This window comes from Arthrobacter sp. StoSoilB20 (assembly GCF_019977295.1).
In the GTDB taxonomy this organism is placed as follows: domain Bacteria; phylum Actinomycetota; class Actinomycetes; order Actinomycetales; family Micrococcaceae; genus Arthrobacter; species Arthrobacter nicotinovorans_A.
The window spans coordinates 3,896,825-3,912,637 of record NZ_AP024651.1 but is presented as its reverse complement, the minus strand read 5'-3'; the positions used below and the strand labels follow the sequence as shown (position 1 = coordinate 3,912,637).

The window sequence follows — 15,813 nt, the reverse complement described above, 5'->3', positions numbered from 1 at the left end:
AGGAAAAACCATGAGCCAAGACAAATTGCTTGCACCCGTGACACTGACGCGCCGGCGGGGAAGGCGTGGTGTCAGCCCCGCCTTGCGTGGGGAGCGCAACGTGGTGCGGGGGATAGGCGTTGCGTTGCTGTGGGCTGTTGTTGCCATCAGCATCGCGGCCCTGGTGTGGATGGTGGCCCAAGCCTTCCGGGATACCCGCTCCATCCTTGATGATCCCTTCGGCGTTCCCGTCTCTTTGGATTTCGGCAACTTCGTCCGTGCCTGGACCGTGGGAGACTTCGCAACGGCCACCTGGAACAGCTTGGTGACCACAGTGGTGTCCTCGGTATTGACCGTGGCGATCGCGGCACCTTGCGCTTACTACCTGAGCCGTGTGGACAACAGGCTCACCCAAGGACTGAGCCTGTACTTCATCCTTGGGTTGGGCATTCCCGCGCAGGTCATCCTGATTCCCCTGTTCGTGATGCTCAACAAGGTCTACCTGACGGACAGCATCCTGGGGCTGAACCTGGTGTACATCGGGGTCTCCATGCCCTTCACAGTTTTCCTGCTGACGGCGTTCTTCCGCTCCTTGCCCTTGGAAATGGAAGAGGCCGCTGCCCTGGATGGAACCACCGCGTTCGGTACTTTCTGGCGGATCACGCTGCCATTGGCGAAAGGCGGGATCCTGACAGCGTTCATACTTCAGGTGATCTCGCATTGGAACGAGACCCTCCTGGCGCTGACGCTCCTTCAATCCACCGAGAAGTACACCCTTCCGGTAGCCCTCATTTCGTTTGTGCAGCAACAGACCTACTCGGGCGCCGACTGGGGCGGACTTTTTGCGGGGCTGGTGATCGTGGTCCTGCCGATGCTCATCATCTACATCTGGTTGGGCAGGCGGCTCACTGAGGGCCTCACGCTGGGGATGGGCAAGTAGCGGACTTCGGTGTCACCGCCGGGCTCGCCGGGCTCGCCGGACTCTGGTGTCATCGCCGGGCTCGCCGGGCTCGCCGCGTTCGCGGGAAACGCGCGAGATCGCAGGGAAGCCCACGGCCATTTCACAGCATTCCCGCGAACTCGCTTGTCGCAGCCAGCCTGACGATGCCAGAGTGAACCATGGCCACAGAAGACGACGTCCGGCGCATGTGCCTGAGCATGCGAGGCGTAACAGAGCGGCCCAGCTGGGGACAACCGGCATGGTTCGCCAAGACCCTGATGGCACGCATCTGGGAAGCGGGCGTGGGCACGGTGAAGTCCGACGAACGCGAAGCGCTCGCAGCCATGAGCCCCGATACCTTCTTCTGGACCCCGCATCATGAGCAGTCACCCCAGCTCGTGCTGGTCCGGCTCGAACGAATCGGCACGGACGAGCTCGACGAGTTGCTGCAGGAGTCGTACAGAATCGCCGGCGGCCCGGGCAAACCCAACTGAGTGACAGCAAACGTCCCATTGAGCGCTCAATGGACCATGTGCTGTTACCCAGTTGGGTGCACGCACGCAGGTTAGACTCGGGCGCATGGGGGATAACAACACACTTGGGGAACACAACCAACCGACGCCGGGACGCAAACTGGCAACCGTCGTCGTGCCTTTGCTGGGGCTGGCCGCGGTGATCGTGGGGCTGATCGTGGCGTTCAGCAACCAAAGCACGGACTTTGGCTTCGTTGCCTATGCGCCGTTGAGCGACACGCTCTTCCTGGGCAACGGTGTGACGATGGTCAGCCAAGCCAGTCAGGTGGGGCTCGCTGTGACGGTCCTTGGCCTGCTGATGCTCGCCTTCTGGGCCGGGCTCAGAATTGGCCGGCGCGGAACCCACCAAAACGGCTGAGTTCGCCGGACCCGCACCGAAACCGCCGGAAAACGACGAAATCGCCGGAGAGCTCCAGCGAACTGGCAGCGTTCCGGCGATCTCGGCAAACCCAAAGCAAGGACTAGGTGAGCTTCACCTGGCGGTTCATGTCCTTGTACAGCAGGTAACGGAACTCGCCCGGACCGCCCGCGTAGCAAGCCTGCGGGCAGAACGCGCGCAGCCACATGAAGTCGCCGGCCTCCACCTCAACCCAGTCGTTGTTGAGCAAGTACATGGCCTTGCCCTCAAGGACGTACAGGCCGTGCTCCATGACGTGGGTCTCCGGGAACGGGATCACACCGCCGGGTTGGAACGTGACGATGTTGACCTGCATGTCGTGCGCGAGGTCGCTGGAGTCCGTGAAGCGCGTGGTCTTCCAGACGTCGTCGGTGTCCGGCATGGAGGTGGGCTCCACGTCCTTCTCGTTGGTGACGAAGGACTTGGCCTCGAAGCCTTCAAGGCGCTCGTAGGCCTTGCGGATCCAGTGGAAGGAGACGATGTCGTCGGACACGTTCTCCAGGCCCCACTCCGAGCCGGCAGCAAGGTAGGCGTAGCCGCCCTCTTCGAGGTGGTGCAGTTCGCCGTCGAGGGTCAGGTTGACCTGGCCCTTGGTGACGAAGATGACGCCTTCAACGCCGGATTCGAACTCCGCCTTGGGAGCCCCGCCGCCCGGTGCGATCTCCACGATCAGCTGGGAGAACGTGGTGGCGAAGCCGGAGATCGGCCGCGCGATGATCCACGAACGCGTGTTGGAGAATCCCGGCAGGTTGCTGGTGACGATGTCCGTCATGACGCCCTTGGGGATCACCGTGTAAGCCTCGGTGACGATCGCCCGTTCCGTGGTGAGGTGGGTCTGAGGCGGCAGGCCGCCCTGCGGGTAGTAGTACTTGCCCATGCGAAATGCTCCTATCAGTGGGAAGTCGGTTGTGCGAGCCGCGGGTGCGCCAGTGCGGTCAGCTGTGAAAGTTCGACGCCGGCAAGCGCCTTGACCTCGTCGGTCCCCACTGCGCCGCACTGGACGCCGCGGAGGACGAAGCCGGCAAGGGCGCGGGCGGTGGCGGGCTCGTCCATGACACCGCCTTCGGTGCGCTCCACATAGTTGCGCAGGCGCAGGGCGGCGGCGGGCAGGCCTTCGCGGTAGAAAGCATACGACGCCGAGAAACGGCTCGGCAGCTGGGCGGCGTGGAGATCCCAGCCTTGGTAGTAGCCGTTTTTCAGGGACCTGCGGACCAGTCGGCCGTGCAGCTTCCAGGCATCTTCCACACCGTCGCCCACGGGGATGATGTTGGTGGAACCGTCGGAGAGGCGGATGCCCGTTCCGGCGACAGCGAGCTGCATGACTTCCTTGGCGAAATCGGCCACGGGGTGCTCCATGGACTGGTACTCCGCGGAAATGCCCAGTGAGGCGCTGTAGTCGTAGGTCCCGTAGTGCAAGGCGCTGATACGGCCCGGAACAACGTGGGGGAGCTGGGCAACGGGTGAGGTTCCGTCAGCACCGATGATGAGCTGCGGGGTTTCCACCTGCACTTCAAAGCGGAGCCGGCCGGCGGGAAGCCCGTGGACTTCCTCAAGGCGGGACACTGCGAAGTCCATGGCCTGCACCTGGGCCACCGTGGTGACCTTGGGCAGGGTGAGGATCAGGCCGGCCGGGAGTTCGCCGGCCTGAGCCAACGTGGAGACGAACAGGTCCAGCGTCTTCAGGCCACGTGCGCGGGTGGGGGCTTCGAAGCACTTGAAGCGGATGCCGATGAACGGCGGAGCTGTACCGGCCGCAACTGCGGTAGCAACAGCCTTGGCGGCAGCCACGGCGTCGGCGTCTTCAACCTCATCGCCGCGATCGCCGTAGCCGTCTTCGAAGTCCAGCCGAAGGTCCTCGATCGGTTCAGCAGCCAGCTTGGAAGCCACCCGGGAGGCAACAGCGGCAGCCAGGTCGGGCTCCTGGCCCAACAGCCGGCCCAGCTTCTCCAAGCCGCCGTGGGCTTCCGCCGTCGCGAGTGCCTGGGCGCCCCAGTCCGCCACGAAGGTGGGCGTGAAGCGGTCGGCCGGGATGTAGACGGTGTGAATGGGCTGGCGTGAGCCGTCGTCGCCGGGGTAGTTCCGGTCCAGCAACTGGTCAGTCGCTTCAAGCTGCGACTCGATGTGGGCCAGGTCAGAGGAAGAGAATGAGCCCATCTCAGCCCACCAGCTCGTAGGCGGGAGTGGTGAGGAAGTCCGTGTAATCGTCGGACAAACAGATGTCCTCGATCAGCTTGGAGGCAGGCTCGTAGTACTTCGCGAAGTTCTCGTCGCCGAATTCGATGCGCAGGCGCTCGGTCTCCTCGCCCAGGATGCGGGTAACCAGTTCGCGGGTCACGGTGTTGCCCGTGTCCGCCAGGACGGACTTGTTGCGCAGTTGCTGCCACACCTGTGAACGGGAGATCTCCGCAGTTGCGGCGTCTTCCATGAGGTTGTGGATGGCGACGGCACCGCTGCCGGAAATCCAGACGCCCGTATAGGCGACGGCGACGTACAGGTTCAGCCGCAGGCCGGCTTCGGTGACGGTTCCGCCGGCGGACGCGACGTCGATCAGCTGCTCCGCGGTGACGTTCACCTCGGGGCGCTGCTTGTCCAGCTGGTTCTTCTTCCCGCCGTTGGCAGGGTCACCCAGGACTGAGTCAAAGACTTCGCGGCAGGTGGGGACCAGGTCCGGGTGGGCAACCCAGGAACCGTCGAAGCCGTCGTTTGCCTCGCGGGTCTTGTCGGCGCGGACCTTGTCGAAGGCTGCTGCGGTGACGTCCGGCTGCTTACGGTTGGGGATGACGGCGGCCATGCCACCCATGGCGAAGGCGCCGCGCTTGTGGCAGGTCTTGACCAGGAGTTCGGTGTAGGCGCGCATGAATGGAGCCGTCATGGCAACGGTGGCGCGGTCCGGGAGGACGAACTCTTCGCCGGCATCACGGAAGTACTTGATGATGCTGAACAAGTAATCCCAACGGCCGGCGTTCAGGCCCGAGGCGTGATCGCGCAGTTCGTAGAGGATCTCGTCCATCTCGAAGGCTGCGGGGATGGTCTCAATGAGGACCGTGGCGCGGACGCTGCCCTGCGGAACGCCGAGAAAGTCCTGGGCGAAGACAAAGACGTCGTTCCAGAGGCGGGCCTCCAGGTGGCTCTCCATCTTGGGCAGGTAGTAGTACGGGCCCTGACCGTTCAAGAGCAGCTGCTTGGCGATGTGGAAGAAGTGCAAGCCGAAGTCCACCAAGGCACCCACGGCGGGTACGCCGTCGATCAGCAGGTGGTTCTCCTCCATGTGCCAGCCGCGGGGGCGGGCCACCACAACGGCCAGGGGAGCGTCGGTGCGCAGGCGGTATTCCTTGCCCTCGGGCGAGGTGTAGGCCAGGGTTCCCTGGGCGGCGTCGCGGAGGTTGAGGATGGCATCGATGACGTTGGGCCATGTGGGCGTGCTGGCGTCTTCGAGGTCCGCGAGCCACACCTTGGCGCCGGAGTTCAGGGCATTGATGGCCATCTTGGCCGGGGTTGCCGGGCCGGTCATCTCAACCCGGCGGTCCTGCAAAGCTGCCGGTGCCTCGGCGACCTTCCAGTCGCCGTCGCGGATTTCCTGGGTCTCCGGGAGGAAGTCCAGGCGGCTGGTGTCGGCAACTTTCTGGCGCTTGACGCCACGGGCCTTGAGGAGCTCGTTGCGGGTGCCGGCGAAGCGCTTGTGCAGTTCTTCGAGGAAGGCCAATGCCTTGGGGGTAAGGATTTCCTCGGCGCGATCGATCGGCCGGGGATCGGTGACTGTGATAGCCATGTGAGCGGATTCCTTTTTCTAGAGTGCGCTGGCGGCGTTGGCGTGCGCAGCATTGGCTACGGCGGTCGCAACGTCGGCGGCAACATGGGGATCGAAGACGCTGGGGATAATGTAACTCGCGTTGAGCTCATCGTCAGCCACCCGGTTGGCAATCGCCTCGGCGGCGGCCACCAGCATGTTCGGGGTGATGTCTGAGGCCCCGGCGTCCAGCAGCCCGCGGAAGAAGCCCGGGAAGGCCAGCACGTTGTTGATCTGGTTCGGGAAGTCGCTGCGGCCGGTGGCCACCACGGCTGCGTGCTTGGACGCAACTACGGGGTCGATCTCCGGCGTCGGGTTGGCCATGGCGAACACGATCGAGTCTTCGGCCATGGAAGCAACCTGCTCTTCGCCGATCACGTGCGGGGCGGAGACGCCGATGAAGACGTCCGCACCCTTGAGGGCGTCGTGCAGGGTTCCGGAGAATCCTTCTTCGTTGGTGTTCGCTGCGATCCAGCTGCGGTGTTCGTCGCCGTATTCCTCACCGGAGTGGATGGCGCCGGAGCGGCCTGCGGCGATGATGTGCTGCGCGCCCTGGGCCTTGAGGAGCTGGATGATGGCCGAGCCGGCAGCGCCGACGCCCGAAACCACGATCTTGACCTCGGAGAGCTTCTTGTCCACAACACGGAGGGCATTGACCAGGGCCGCGAGCGTGACGATCGCGGTGCCGTGCTGGTCATCGTGGAACACCGGGATGTCCAGCTCTTCGCGCAGGCGGTTCTCGATTTCGAAGCAGCGCGGCGCGGCGATGTCTTCGAGGTTGATGCCACCGTAGACCGGTGCCATGGCCTTGGCGATCATGATGATCTCTTCGGTGTCCTGGGTGTCCAGGCAGACCGGCCAGGCATCCACATTGGCGAACTGCTTGAACAGCGCAGCCTTGCCTTCCATGACGGGAAGGGCAGCGGCTGGGCCGATGTTGCCCAGGCCCAGAACGGCCGAACCGTCAGTGAGGACGGCGATGGTGTTGCGCTTGACCGTCAGGTTGCGGGCAGCGGCCGGATCTTCCGCAATGGCCATGCAAACACGGGCGACGCCGGGAGTGTAGGCACGGGAGAGATCGTCACGGTTGCGCAGGGCTACTTTGGGGACAACTTCGAGCTTGCCACCGAGGTGCATGAGGAAGGTGCGGTCCGAGACGTGCTGGACGGTGACGCCGTCGAGGGCGTTCAGGGCGTCCTTCACGCGGCCTGCGTGGTCGTCGTCCGTGGTGTTGCAGGTGACGTCAACAACGATCGTCTCGTGGTGGGATTCCGTGACGTCCAGCGCGGTGATCGCTGCACCGGCTGCGCCGACGGCTGCTGCCAGTTCGCTGGTAGCGGTGAAGCTCGACGGTGCGGCGACGCGCAGGGTGATCGAGTTTCCGGGGCTCGGATTCGCCATTGAAATTCCTCCTGTAAGGCCCGTTCCCGGGCCGCCGTTCCAAACTGAATGTTTTCGTATTATGGATATTATTGTCTACAAAGTGGAAACACAACCCCCAGCTTGGTCATGTTCGGTGTCATCGCGCAGCTTGGCGCTGTGCTGTATGTTGGGTGTTCTAAGCAATTCTTTTCACGATGCGGATAAGAGTTGTCGGAATCTGAGTCATTGGAGACAAGGGAATGGCTGAAAAAGCCTCCGGAGGCGTGCAGTCCGTTGAGCGCGTCTTTGAACTGCTGGAACTGATCACGGATGCGGGCGGCGACGTCACACTGAGCGAGCTCTCGTCATCCACTGACCTCCCCCTGCCCACCATCCACCGTCTTTTGCGGACCTTGGTGTCCCTTGGCTACATCCGCCAGCTGCCCAACCGCCGCTACGCCCTGGGCCCCCGGCTCATCCGGCTCGGCGAAGGCGCCAGCAAGCAACTCGGTGCCGTGGCACGCCCGCAGCTGAAGACCCTGGTGGAACGCCTCGGTGAAACTTCCAACATGGCTGTGTTGGATTCCGACATGGTCATCTACGTGGCCCAGGTCCCCTCCATGCACTCCATGCGCATGTTCACCGAGGTTGGCCGCCGCGCCCACACGCACGATACCGGCGTGGGCAAAGCCATCCTCGCCCAGCTGGACGACGAAGTTGTCCGCGGCATCGTGGCCCGCACCGGCATGCCCACACCCACCGCCAAGAGCATCGGTGACATCGACTCCCTGCTCGCGGACCTGGCGTTGATCCGTGAGCGTGGCTACTCCATTGACGAGGAAGAGCAGGAGCTCGGCGTCCGCTGCTTCGCCATGGCCGTGCCCAACGCACCCACGCCTACCGCGATCTCCGTCTCCGGCCCGATCACCCGTGTTGACCAGAGCTTCGCCGACCGCGCCGTGCCCATGCTGCGCGAGGCCGCCATGGCGATCTCCGCGGAGCTCAACCAGAACTAGGCTGTACTACCCGCGCCCCCTGCGCGAGATGGCAAAAGATGGCAATGTTTCCCCAAAACATTGCCATCTTTTGTTATCTGGGAGTGGGTTTTGAGCCGGCGGTCCTCTTCAGCGTGGAGTCCACCACGGGCGGATGCACAGGCCGTATCGCGCCGAGGTACGGCTTCCCGCACCACTCTTTAGGCTCGACGGCGGTGGTCACCCGGATCGGTCGGCTCACCCGGGTCAACCGCGGCGGCGGTGGTCACCCGGATCGGTCGGCTCATGCGGGTCAATTCCGACGGCGGTGGTCGCCCGGATCGGTCGGCACGCCCGGGTCAACTTCGACGGCGGTGGTCACCCTGATCAGTCGGCTCACCCGGTTAATTCCGACGGCGGTGGTCGCCCGGGTTGATTGGCTAACCGGGGTCCGACGGCGGTGGGCACCAACCAAGGTGAGGGCCGCCGCAGAGGCCGGTGCCGGCGTCGTACGCTTCACCCAAGCCGACAAAAGGCGGCAACGTCCCCCAAGGAAACGTTGCCGCCTGCTGTCGCTGCGGAAGTGCTAGTGCTCTGACGCGCTGGAGGTCTTGAGCGGGACTTCGTTGCCGTCGGCGTCGATCAGCTTGCCGTTCTCGAAGCGGTCGCCTTCGCTGAGGCACTTGATGTCTTCTTCGCTGACGATCCTGTCAGTGCCCGCGACGAACACCGACTGGTTGTCCGAGTTGCCGGCCTTGAAGTGGTTGAAGAGGATGTTCAGCAAGATGGCCATGACCGCGGCCGAGCTGATGCCGGAGTGGAAGATCGTGGCGAACCAGGACGGGAACTGGTCGTAGAACTTCGGGGCGGCAATCGGGATCATGCCGAAGCCGATAGATGCCGCCACGATGATGAGGTTCATGTTGTTCTTGTACTCGACCTTGGCCAGGGTACGGATACCGCTGGCTGCCACGGTACCGAAGAGAACGACGCCGGCACCGCCCAGGACGGGGGTCGGAACCGCTGCAACAACCCGGCCCAGAATCGGCAGGAGGCCCAGGATCACCAGGATCAGGCCGCCGGCGCTGACGACGAAGCGGCTCTTGATGCCCGTGATGGCAACGAGGCCAACGTTCTGGGCGAAGGCGCTCTGCGTGAAGGAGTTGAACAGCGGGGAGATGGCGCTGGAGAGCATATCTGCGCGAAGGCCGTCGCCGATGCGGCGTGAATCAACCTTGGTGTCTACGATCTCGCCCACTGCGATGATGTCTGCCGAAGTCTCTGTCAGGGTCACCAGGATGACGATGAGCATGGAGATGATGGCGGCGATTTCGAAGGTGGGAGCACCGAAGGCGAACGGCGTGGGGAATGCGACGATGTCGCCCTGGCCAACCTTGGAGAAGTCAGCCATGCCGGCCACCAGGGCAATGATGGTGCCGATGACCATGGCCAGCAGGATGGAGAGCCGGGAGATGGCGGCGTTGCCAACCTTGCTCAGGAGAAGGACGATGCCCATGGTTGCTGCTGCCAGGCCGATGTTGGCCATGCTGCCGTAGTTATCTGCCTTGGCGTTGCCGCCCATGGCCCAGTTGGCGGCCACCGGCATCAGCGTCAGTCCGATGGTGGTGATCACGGTTCCTGTGACCACCGGCGGGAAGAACTTGATGATCTTGGAGAACAGGGGAGTGATCGCCAGGCCAATCAGCGACGCCACAATGACTGAGCCGAACACCGCCTGGATCCCGCCGCCGCCTTGGACGATCGCCACCATGGTGGAAACGCCCGCGAACGACACACCCTGGACCAGTGGCAACTGCGAGCCGAAGAACGGTATGCCCACGGTCTGCAGGATGGTGGCCAGGCCGCCAACGAACAAACAGGCGGCAATGAGGAGGCCGATGTCCTGGGAGGACATGCCGGCCGCTGCGCCGATGATCAGCGGCGGGGCAATGATTCCGCCGTACATGGTCAGGACGTGCTGGAAGCCGTAGGCGAAGGTGCTGCCAATGGAAAGGCGCTTGTCCTCCGGGCGCTCGGACTGATGTTTCTGCGAAGAGGTGGTATTCGCGGGGCGGGACTTCTTCTTGATGTTCATGGCAGACTTTCTGGGTTCATGGCAGACGTCTTCGTCTGGCTAACTGTGTCTGGCTAACAAAATCTTGTGGTTTTTGGGGTTGGCTGTGTGCAGGTCCGGCCTTCAGGGGGCGCCGTTGGGAGGGACCTGCACACAAACCCGTTGTTGGTGCGGTTTGTTGCGGGGTTACTGCGGGTTGGTGCGGTGTTTCTGCGGGTTTAGCAGAAGCCGGCGATGCCGCTCCACGCAACCGGTGCAGCCTCGATGTCCTCGCGCTGGACCGTGGCTTCGATCAGGCCGTACGGACGGTCAGCCGCGAAGAAGACCTCGTTGGGGTTGTCCAGGCCGAACGGGCTCAGGTCAACCAGGAAGTGGTGCTTGTTGGGCATGGAGAACTTGATCTCGTCCACCTCGCTGTGTGCTTCAAGGACCTTCTTGCCCATGTCGAACAGCGTCTGCTGCAGGGCGTGGGAGTAGTTCTCGGTGAAGCCTTCAAGCAGGAGGGCCTTGATGTCCTCGTAGCTCTTGTTGAAGTCCGTGCCGGCGAAGTCCAGGTTGGTGTTGTAGCGCCAGCGGGCGGAAACGTCGGTGGCCAGGATGCGGTCCGTGGTCTCCGGCAGGGTGGTGTACTTGTCGCGCGGGTAGCCGACAAAGCCGGACTGCGTGGTCTTCAGGACGGTCAGGTCCTTGAGGCCGCTGATGAGGTGCGTGGTTGCGCCATCACGGACGACGACGGCGGTACGCACCTCTTGTCCGTTGCGGACGAAGCTGTGGTCATGTCCCTCGCCGTGGGCCTGGATACGATCCCAGCTGTAGGCTTCGGCTTCCCAGCGTCCACCGGTGACCCAGTCGAATCCACCGGTGAAGTGGTCTGCGAGGCGCAGGAGGAAGGACTCGGGGGAGCCGATGCCTTCACGGGCGAACGCGTAGACCGTGTTCTTCTGGGTGTCGGTGGCAACGACGTGGCCGTTGTCGCCCTGGAGGTGTGCTGCCTGGAAGTCGCCACGCAGCTGCGAGGTGACGTTCAGGTCTTCGATGTGGTGGCGGTCCGTATCCCGAGTGACCTTGACGACGCGGACTTCTGCTTTGCCGTACTGGTTTTCGCCGAGGACGATGTTGTTGCTCATGGTCATATCCCAACTTCTGTGAGGTGGAACCTACGTTCCATCAATGAAATTAAGCGCGTGTTTCCACCGCGTTTCTGGTGGAGCTGACCCAACAAAAAAGAGCCAGCATCCATGGATGCCAGCTCATTACGACCCTGCCTGCTGCTCTCAGGTTACGTGACCTACGCCACGAACTCATTCGAGAGTAGCGCATGATTTCGGCCTGTGTATATGGGTTGCCAAGGATCGTTATGAACCAGCCAAATGTGACCGGGGCAACTTGGTTGGGGTGTCCGGGGGTCTTGACGGCTGCTTTCGCCGCTGCCTACACTTTCCACATAACAATAAAAGATTTCCGAAGAGCGGAAACTGTGTGCATAAGAAAGAGGAGGAACAGATGGACTCGAAGGATACGAACAACGTCGTGGAATTCCCGGCGCCGGGCCAGGAGCTGTACCTGCCCTTCGGTGCAACAGATCCGGACTTCTACATTCCGGCCGACTGTGATCGCAAAGCCGGCGGGTTCTCCCGTTGGCTGCGTGCACTCCCGGTGTTCGGCCGGCAGCGCCCCTAGGATCTTTCCTGCATCCAAGGGTGTGCGGACTCTGCGCAACAGAGCCAACGAGGCGGGCGATACCTGGGGAGGTGTCGCCCGCTTTTGCGTGCCTTCTTCCTGCTGTGGCCGCCCGTTTCGATGGCTTGCTGCGGGGTGTGCCGTGCGCGCGGCATGGTGTGCAGCGAACCCCCGGATTGGCGGGCCATGGCGCCGCAGCTCTGCCCGGTCGTTTGTTGCCCGGCCGTTGCCGGCTGCCGTTTCGATGGCTTGCTGCGGGGTGTGCCGTGCGCGCGGAATGGTGTGCAGCGAACCCCCGGATTGGCGGGCGGTGTGCCGCAGCCCTGCCAGCCCGTTTGTTGCCCGGACGTTGCCCCCACCCGTTTCGATGGCTTGCTGCGGGGTGTGCCGTGCGCGCGGAATGGTGTGCAGCGAACCCCCGGATTGGCGGGCCGCGTCGCCGCAGCCCTGCCCGGTCGTTTGTTGCCCGCACCCGTTTCGATGGGTTGCTGCGGGGTGTGCCGTGCGCGCGGAATGGTGTGCAGCGAACCCCCGGATTGGCGGGCGGTGTGCCGCAGCCCTGCCAGCCCGTTTGTTGCCCGGACGTTGCCCGCACCCGTTTCGATGGCTTGCTGCGGGGTGTGCCGTGCGCGCGGCATGGTGTGCAGCGAACCCCCGGATTGGCGGGCCGCGTCGCCGCAACCCTGCCCGGTCGTTTGTTGCCCGGACGTTTGCCGGCTGCCGTTTCGATGGCTTGCTGCGGGGTGTGCCGTGCGCGCGGCATGGTGTGCAGTAAACCCCCGGATTGGCGGGCCGCGTCGCCGCAACCCTGCCCGGTCGTTTGCTGCCCGGCCGTTTGCCCGACTGCCGTTTCGATGGCTTGCTGCGGGGTGTGCCGTGCGCTCGGCATGGTTTGCAGCGAACCCCCGGATTGGCGGGCGGTGGCGACGCATCCCTACCCGAGTCAGCCGCATCCCTCACCCGGAGCCTCTACGGAACGGCCTGGCTCGTGGTGCGCAGAACCCCAAGCACGGTTGCTTTGAACTCCTGTTCCTGAAATAAATGCTTCCACTGGACCCGGATGAACTTCCAGCTCTGTGCCATGAGGGCCTTTTCACGCTGTCGTTCCTCGTAGATGACCTCGTCGGTGGGCGCGTATTCGAAGTACTTCACCTTCCCGTCGAACTCCAGGGCAACTTTCTTGTCCCGCCACGCAAAGTCCAGCCGATGACGACCCACAACGGAAGACACCTCCACCTGCAGCTCGGGAAGTTCGATGCGTAGCCGTTGGAGAAGTTCACGGCTCAGGGTTTCGCCCGGTGATTCTGACCTGGCATCGGCGTTTTCCAAAGCCCTCCGGAGAGTCCGGACTCCGCTGCGTCCGGCCATCGATGCGCACATTTGCTGCATCTTCGCCGCGTCGGCACCTTTTCTGAGCGCGTGGTCCATCAGCACCAGGGCCTGTTTGTAGTTCAGCAGCCGGCAACAGTCCACCACCGTTTGTTCCAACGGGGTGCACGGCATGCCCTGGATGAAAGCAACTGCACCCGTCAGCTTCCGCAGGCGGGTATGTGCAACTACGTCCCCGCCGTGAGAAGTGGAAGACGCTGTGGTTTCCGTAGTGATGTGGACCTTGTCATCGACGTCCCATAGAAACAATCCGTGAAGGCGCGCAGCCGAGGTGTGGCTGTAAACCGCGCCGCCGGCCGACGTCGTAAGAGTCCCGTGTGCGTGCGCGGCAACGAGCTGCAGGCTGCGGATCCACGGTTTCTGGAGCGTCCACGTGCTGCCTCTGATATAGCAACCGCGGCGTAGCCGTACCAGCTCTCCGGAGCGGACCAGCGCAGCAATTCGTCGATCGTGGATCCCCGCTTCGTGCAGTTCGCTGGTCCGCCACAAGTCCATTCCCGGGGGCAGCTGGGCACCGATTCTTTTCGTCATGAATCAAGCGTCGAAGGTACAGGAGAGTTGGCACAGGGGAGGGTTGGCCTATGTGGAGAACCGGCGTCGATGGTTCCCTGCCGAACGTGCCGTGCGCGCGGCATCCTGATCAGGGAACCCTCGAAGTGGGCGGCGTGGCGGAATTCGACTTACCGTATGCTGGGCCGACGACCACCTACGGGTACCTGAAGGTCGTGGCGGCCCTGACCGGACACGGGCCGCAAACTCCCGCTCGACCGGGCCGTCTACAGGCGGCGTGCGGCAATGATCGGGAATCCGACGCGCATCGCCGCGCCGTGCCGGGCGATGTCCCGGCTGAAACCCTGCCAAGGCAGGTGGCGAAAGAGCCGGCTGGGGAGACGGCATCGAGCAGCTTCACTGCGGCTGCAACTCAAAGGAATGCAAGTCATGAAACTCAAGGTCTCAATTTTCGTGGCGGTGATGGCGTTGGCTCTTTCCGGGTGCACAACTCCTGAGCCACAACCAACACCAAGTGCCACTGCGACTTCGACGGCGACGCCGACTGAAACTGCGACGCCGACACCCACACCCAGCGCAACGCCGACGCCGACAGCAACCCCGACACCCACACCCAGCGCAACGCCGACGCCGACTGAAACTGCGACGCCCACACCCAGTACAACGGCGACGCCGACCGAAACTGCGACGCCCACACCCAGCGCAACGCCGACGCCGACTGAAACTGCGACGGCGCCGCCCACACCCAGTACAACGGCGACGCCGACTGAAACTGCGACGCCCACACCCAGTACAACGCCGACGCCGACTGAAACGGCAACGCCCACACCCAGTGCAACGCCGACGCCGACTGAAACGGCAACGCCCACACCCAGTGCAACACCTACGCCGACTGAAACGGCAACACCCACACCCAGCGCAACGGCGACCCCAACCCCAACCACTCCACCCACCGGCAGCCTTTCCAACTTGGCCCGGGTTCCTTGGGACGGCGGACCGTCGTACTGGTCCAAGTTCCCCGGTGCGGCGAAGCTGAACGATCCCAACCTCTTCCCCGTGAGCGTCTTCTTCGGGAAACCGGAGCATGCCGCCCAGTTGAAGGACCTTGGAGTGAATGTCTATCAGGAGGCAGAACACGATGGCTCAGCACTGACGTCCATCACTGACACCGGGATGTTGGTCATTGCCGGCCAGGAGTGGACACGCGCCGAGGTGGGTAACAATGCCGGCGTTGTCGCCTGGGCGACGTTTGACGAGTGCGACATGGGCCTGGGTTGTTCCGGGAGCAACACTCAGGAGAACCTGCAGCAGATGAAGGACCTGGTGGCGAAGATACGCGCCTACGGTGATGGCCGCCCCATCAATGCCAACTACAGTAAAGGCATTCTCGGGACGTGGTGGGCCAGCGGGACCATGGATGATTTCCTGGCTGTGGTGGACTTCGCTTCCGCTGATAATTACGCCTACACCAGCCCGGCTGTGGGTGATGCCATCAAGGCTTCTCCCGCCTGGCCTGCGGGAGCCAACCCCGCGGCGAGTGCTGCGTACGGATGGCAGATTGACCGGCTGCGCTCCTTCCAGGCAACCCCTGGAATGAAGCCGAATTGGGTGTTTGTCGAATCGGCTCGGCCCTACTTGTCGGAGTCGAATGCCAGCACCATAACTCCTGAGCAGATGGAAGGAGCCATGTGGTCGGCCATCATCCATGAAGCCCGCGGTATCAGTATCTTCCAGCACAACAACGATTCCCGGTTCGGGACGTATTCGTTGGTGGACATCCCGGCGGACCGCAGAGCGGCGATCAAGGCTGCGCTGGCTGGCATCCAGTCGCTGGCACCTGTCCTCAACACCCAAAGCTATGTGTGGAACGCTGGAGCCCCGGGTGCGGACACCATGCTGAAGGCCAGGGACGGCGACGCTTATCTCTTCGCCGGCATCGGGTTGAATGGTGCCGGCGGTTCAAAGACGTTCACAGTTCCTGACGACATCACCGGCACGCAGGTGGAGGTGGTGGGCGAGAACCGCACCATTTCTGTCCAAGACGGGAAGTTCACGGATTCTTTCACGAACGAGTACACGCATCACGTTTACAAGATCAGGATCTAGCTAAACCACGCGCCCATCCAGGCCACCCGGTTCGGGGGTTCCCTGCCAAGAGTGCCGTACGCACGGCATCCTGAGCAGCGAA

At 63.3% G+C, this 15,813-nt stretch carries 14 protein-coding genes; 6 read left to right on the top strand and 8 right to left on the bottom strand.

What is annotated here, in order from left to right:
* Positions 1-10 precede the first annotated feature (10 nt).
* From LDN85_RS17725 to LDN85_RS17715, 3 genes are all read left to right on the top strand, one after another.
* Positions 11-919 (top strand): carbohydrate ABC transporter permease, encoded by a 909-nt coding sequence (locus tag LDN85_RS17725; RefSeq protein ID WP_223943695.1) that lies wholly within the window; start codon positions 11-13, stop codon positions 917-919.
* Between the two features lie 179 nt (positions 920-1,098).
* Positions 1,099-1,413, top strand: coding sequence for an MmcQ/YjbR family DNA-binding protein (locus LDN85_RS17720; RefSeq protein WP_223943694.1), 315 nt, complete (start codon positions 1,099-1,101; stop codon positions 1,411-1,413).
* Between the two features lie 85 nt (positions 1,414-1,498).
* The gene (locus LDN85_RS17715; RefSeq protein ID WP_223943693.1) at positions 1,499-1,810 is read left to right on the top strand and encodes a hypothetical protein; all 312 of its coding nucleotides are present in this window, start codon (positions 1,499-1,501) and stop codon (positions 1,808-1,810) included.
* Between the two features lie 103 nt (positions 1,811-1,913).
* Here LDN85_RS17715 and LDN85_RS17710 read toward each other — a convergent pair whose 3' ends face one another.
* The 4 genes from LDN85_RS17710 to LDN85_RS17695 are packed head-to-tail and all read right to left on the bottom strand — an operon-like array spanning position 1,914 to position 7,037.
* On the bottom strand, positions 1,914-2,726 hold the full coding sequence (locus LDN85_RS17710; protein ID WP_223943692.1) for a bifunctional allantoicase/(S)-ureidoglycine aminohydrolase: 813 nt from the start codon (positions 2,724-2,726) through the stop codon (positions 1,914-1,916).
* Positions 2,727-2,740: 14 nt separating this feature from the next.
* Positions 2,741-4,003 carry an aldolase gene (locus LDN85_RS17705; protein ID WP_223943691.1) on the bottom strand — a complete coding sequence of 421 codons (1,263 nt, stop codon included), beginning with the start codon at positions 4,001-4,003 and terminating at the stop codon, positions 2,741-2,743.
* 1 nt (position 4,004) lies between these two features.
* The gene (gene aceB / locus LDN85_RS17700; protein WP_223943690.1) at positions 4,005-5,618 is read right to left on the bottom strand and encodes a malate synthase A; all 1,614 of its coding nucleotides are present in this window, start codon (positions 5,616-5,618) and stop codon (positions 4,005-4,007) included.
* An 18-nt stretch (positions 5,619-5,636) separates the two neighbouring features.
* Positions 5,637-7,037 (bottom strand): NAD-dependent malic enzyme, encoded by a 1,401-nt coding sequence (locus tag LDN85_RS17695; protein WP_223943689.1) that lies wholly within the window; start codon positions 7,035-7,037, stop codon positions 5,637-5,639.
* A 221-nt stretch (positions 7,038-7,258) separates the two neighbouring features.
* On the opposite strand from LDN85_RS17695, the gene LDN85_RS17690 reads away from it, so the two are divergent.
* On the top strand, positions 7,259-8,014 hold the full coding sequence (locus LDN85_RS17690; protein WP_026546905.1) for an IclR family transcriptional regulator: 756 nt from the start codon (positions 7,259-7,261) through the stop codon (positions 8,012-8,014).
* A 544-nt stretch (positions 8,015-8,558) separates the two neighbouring features.
* Here the strand turns inward: LDN85_RS17690 and LDN85_RS17680 are convergent.
* Together LDN85_RS17680 and pucL are read right to left on the bottom strand one after the other, a co-directional pair.
* On the bottom strand, positions 8,559-10,067 hold the full coding sequence (locus tag LDN85_RS17680; protein WP_026541934.1) for a nucleobase:cation symporter-2 family protein: 1,509 nt from the start codon (positions 10,065-10,067) through the stop codon (positions 8,559-8,561).
* A gap of 197 nt (positions 10,068-10,264) precedes the next feature.
* Positions 10,265-11,179: a factor-independent urate hydroxylase gene (pucL, locus tag LDN85_RS17675; RefSeq protein ID WP_026541933.1), complete on the bottom strand. Its 915-nt coding sequence runs from the start codon at positions 11,177-11,179 to the stop codon at positions 10,265-10,267.
* Positions 11,180-11,549: 370 nt separating this feature from the next.
* Between pucL and LDN85_RS17670 the strand changes: the two genes are divergently transcribed.
* Positions 11,550-11,726, top strand: coding sequence for a hypothetical protein (locus LDN85_RS17670; RefSeq protein ID WP_014922716.1), 177 nt, complete (start codon positions 11,550-11,552; stop codon positions 11,724-11,726).
* 969 nt (positions 11,727-12,695) lie between these two features.
* Here LDN85_RS17670 and LDN85_RS17665 read toward each other — a convergent pair.
* Both LDN85_RS17665 and LDN85_RS17660 read right to left on the bottom strand, forming a co-directional pair.
* Entirely contained in the window at positions 12,696-13,646 is a 951-nt protein-coding gene (locus LDN85_RS17665; protein ID WP_026546902.1) for a type IV toxin-antitoxin system AbiEi family antitoxin domain-containing protein, read from the bottom strand.
* 245 nt (positions 13,647-13,891) lie between these two features.
* Positions 13,892-14,593 carry a hypothetical protein gene (locus tag LDN85_RS17660; RefSeq protein ID WP_155854085.1) on the bottom strand — a complete coding sequence of 234 codons (702 nt, stop codon included), beginning with the start codon at positions 14,591-14,593 and terminating at the stop codon, positions 13,892-13,894.
* 1 nt (position 14,594) lies between these two features.
* Between LDN85_RS17660 and LDN85_RS17655 the strand changes: the two genes are divergently transcribed.
* Positions 14,595-15,731: a hypothetical protein gene (locus LDN85_RS17655; RefSeq protein WP_223943688.1), complete on the top strand. Its 1,137-nt coding sequence runs from the start codon at positions 14,595-14,597 to the stop codon at positions 15,729-15,731.
* Positions 15,732-15,813 lie beyond the last annotated feature (82 nt).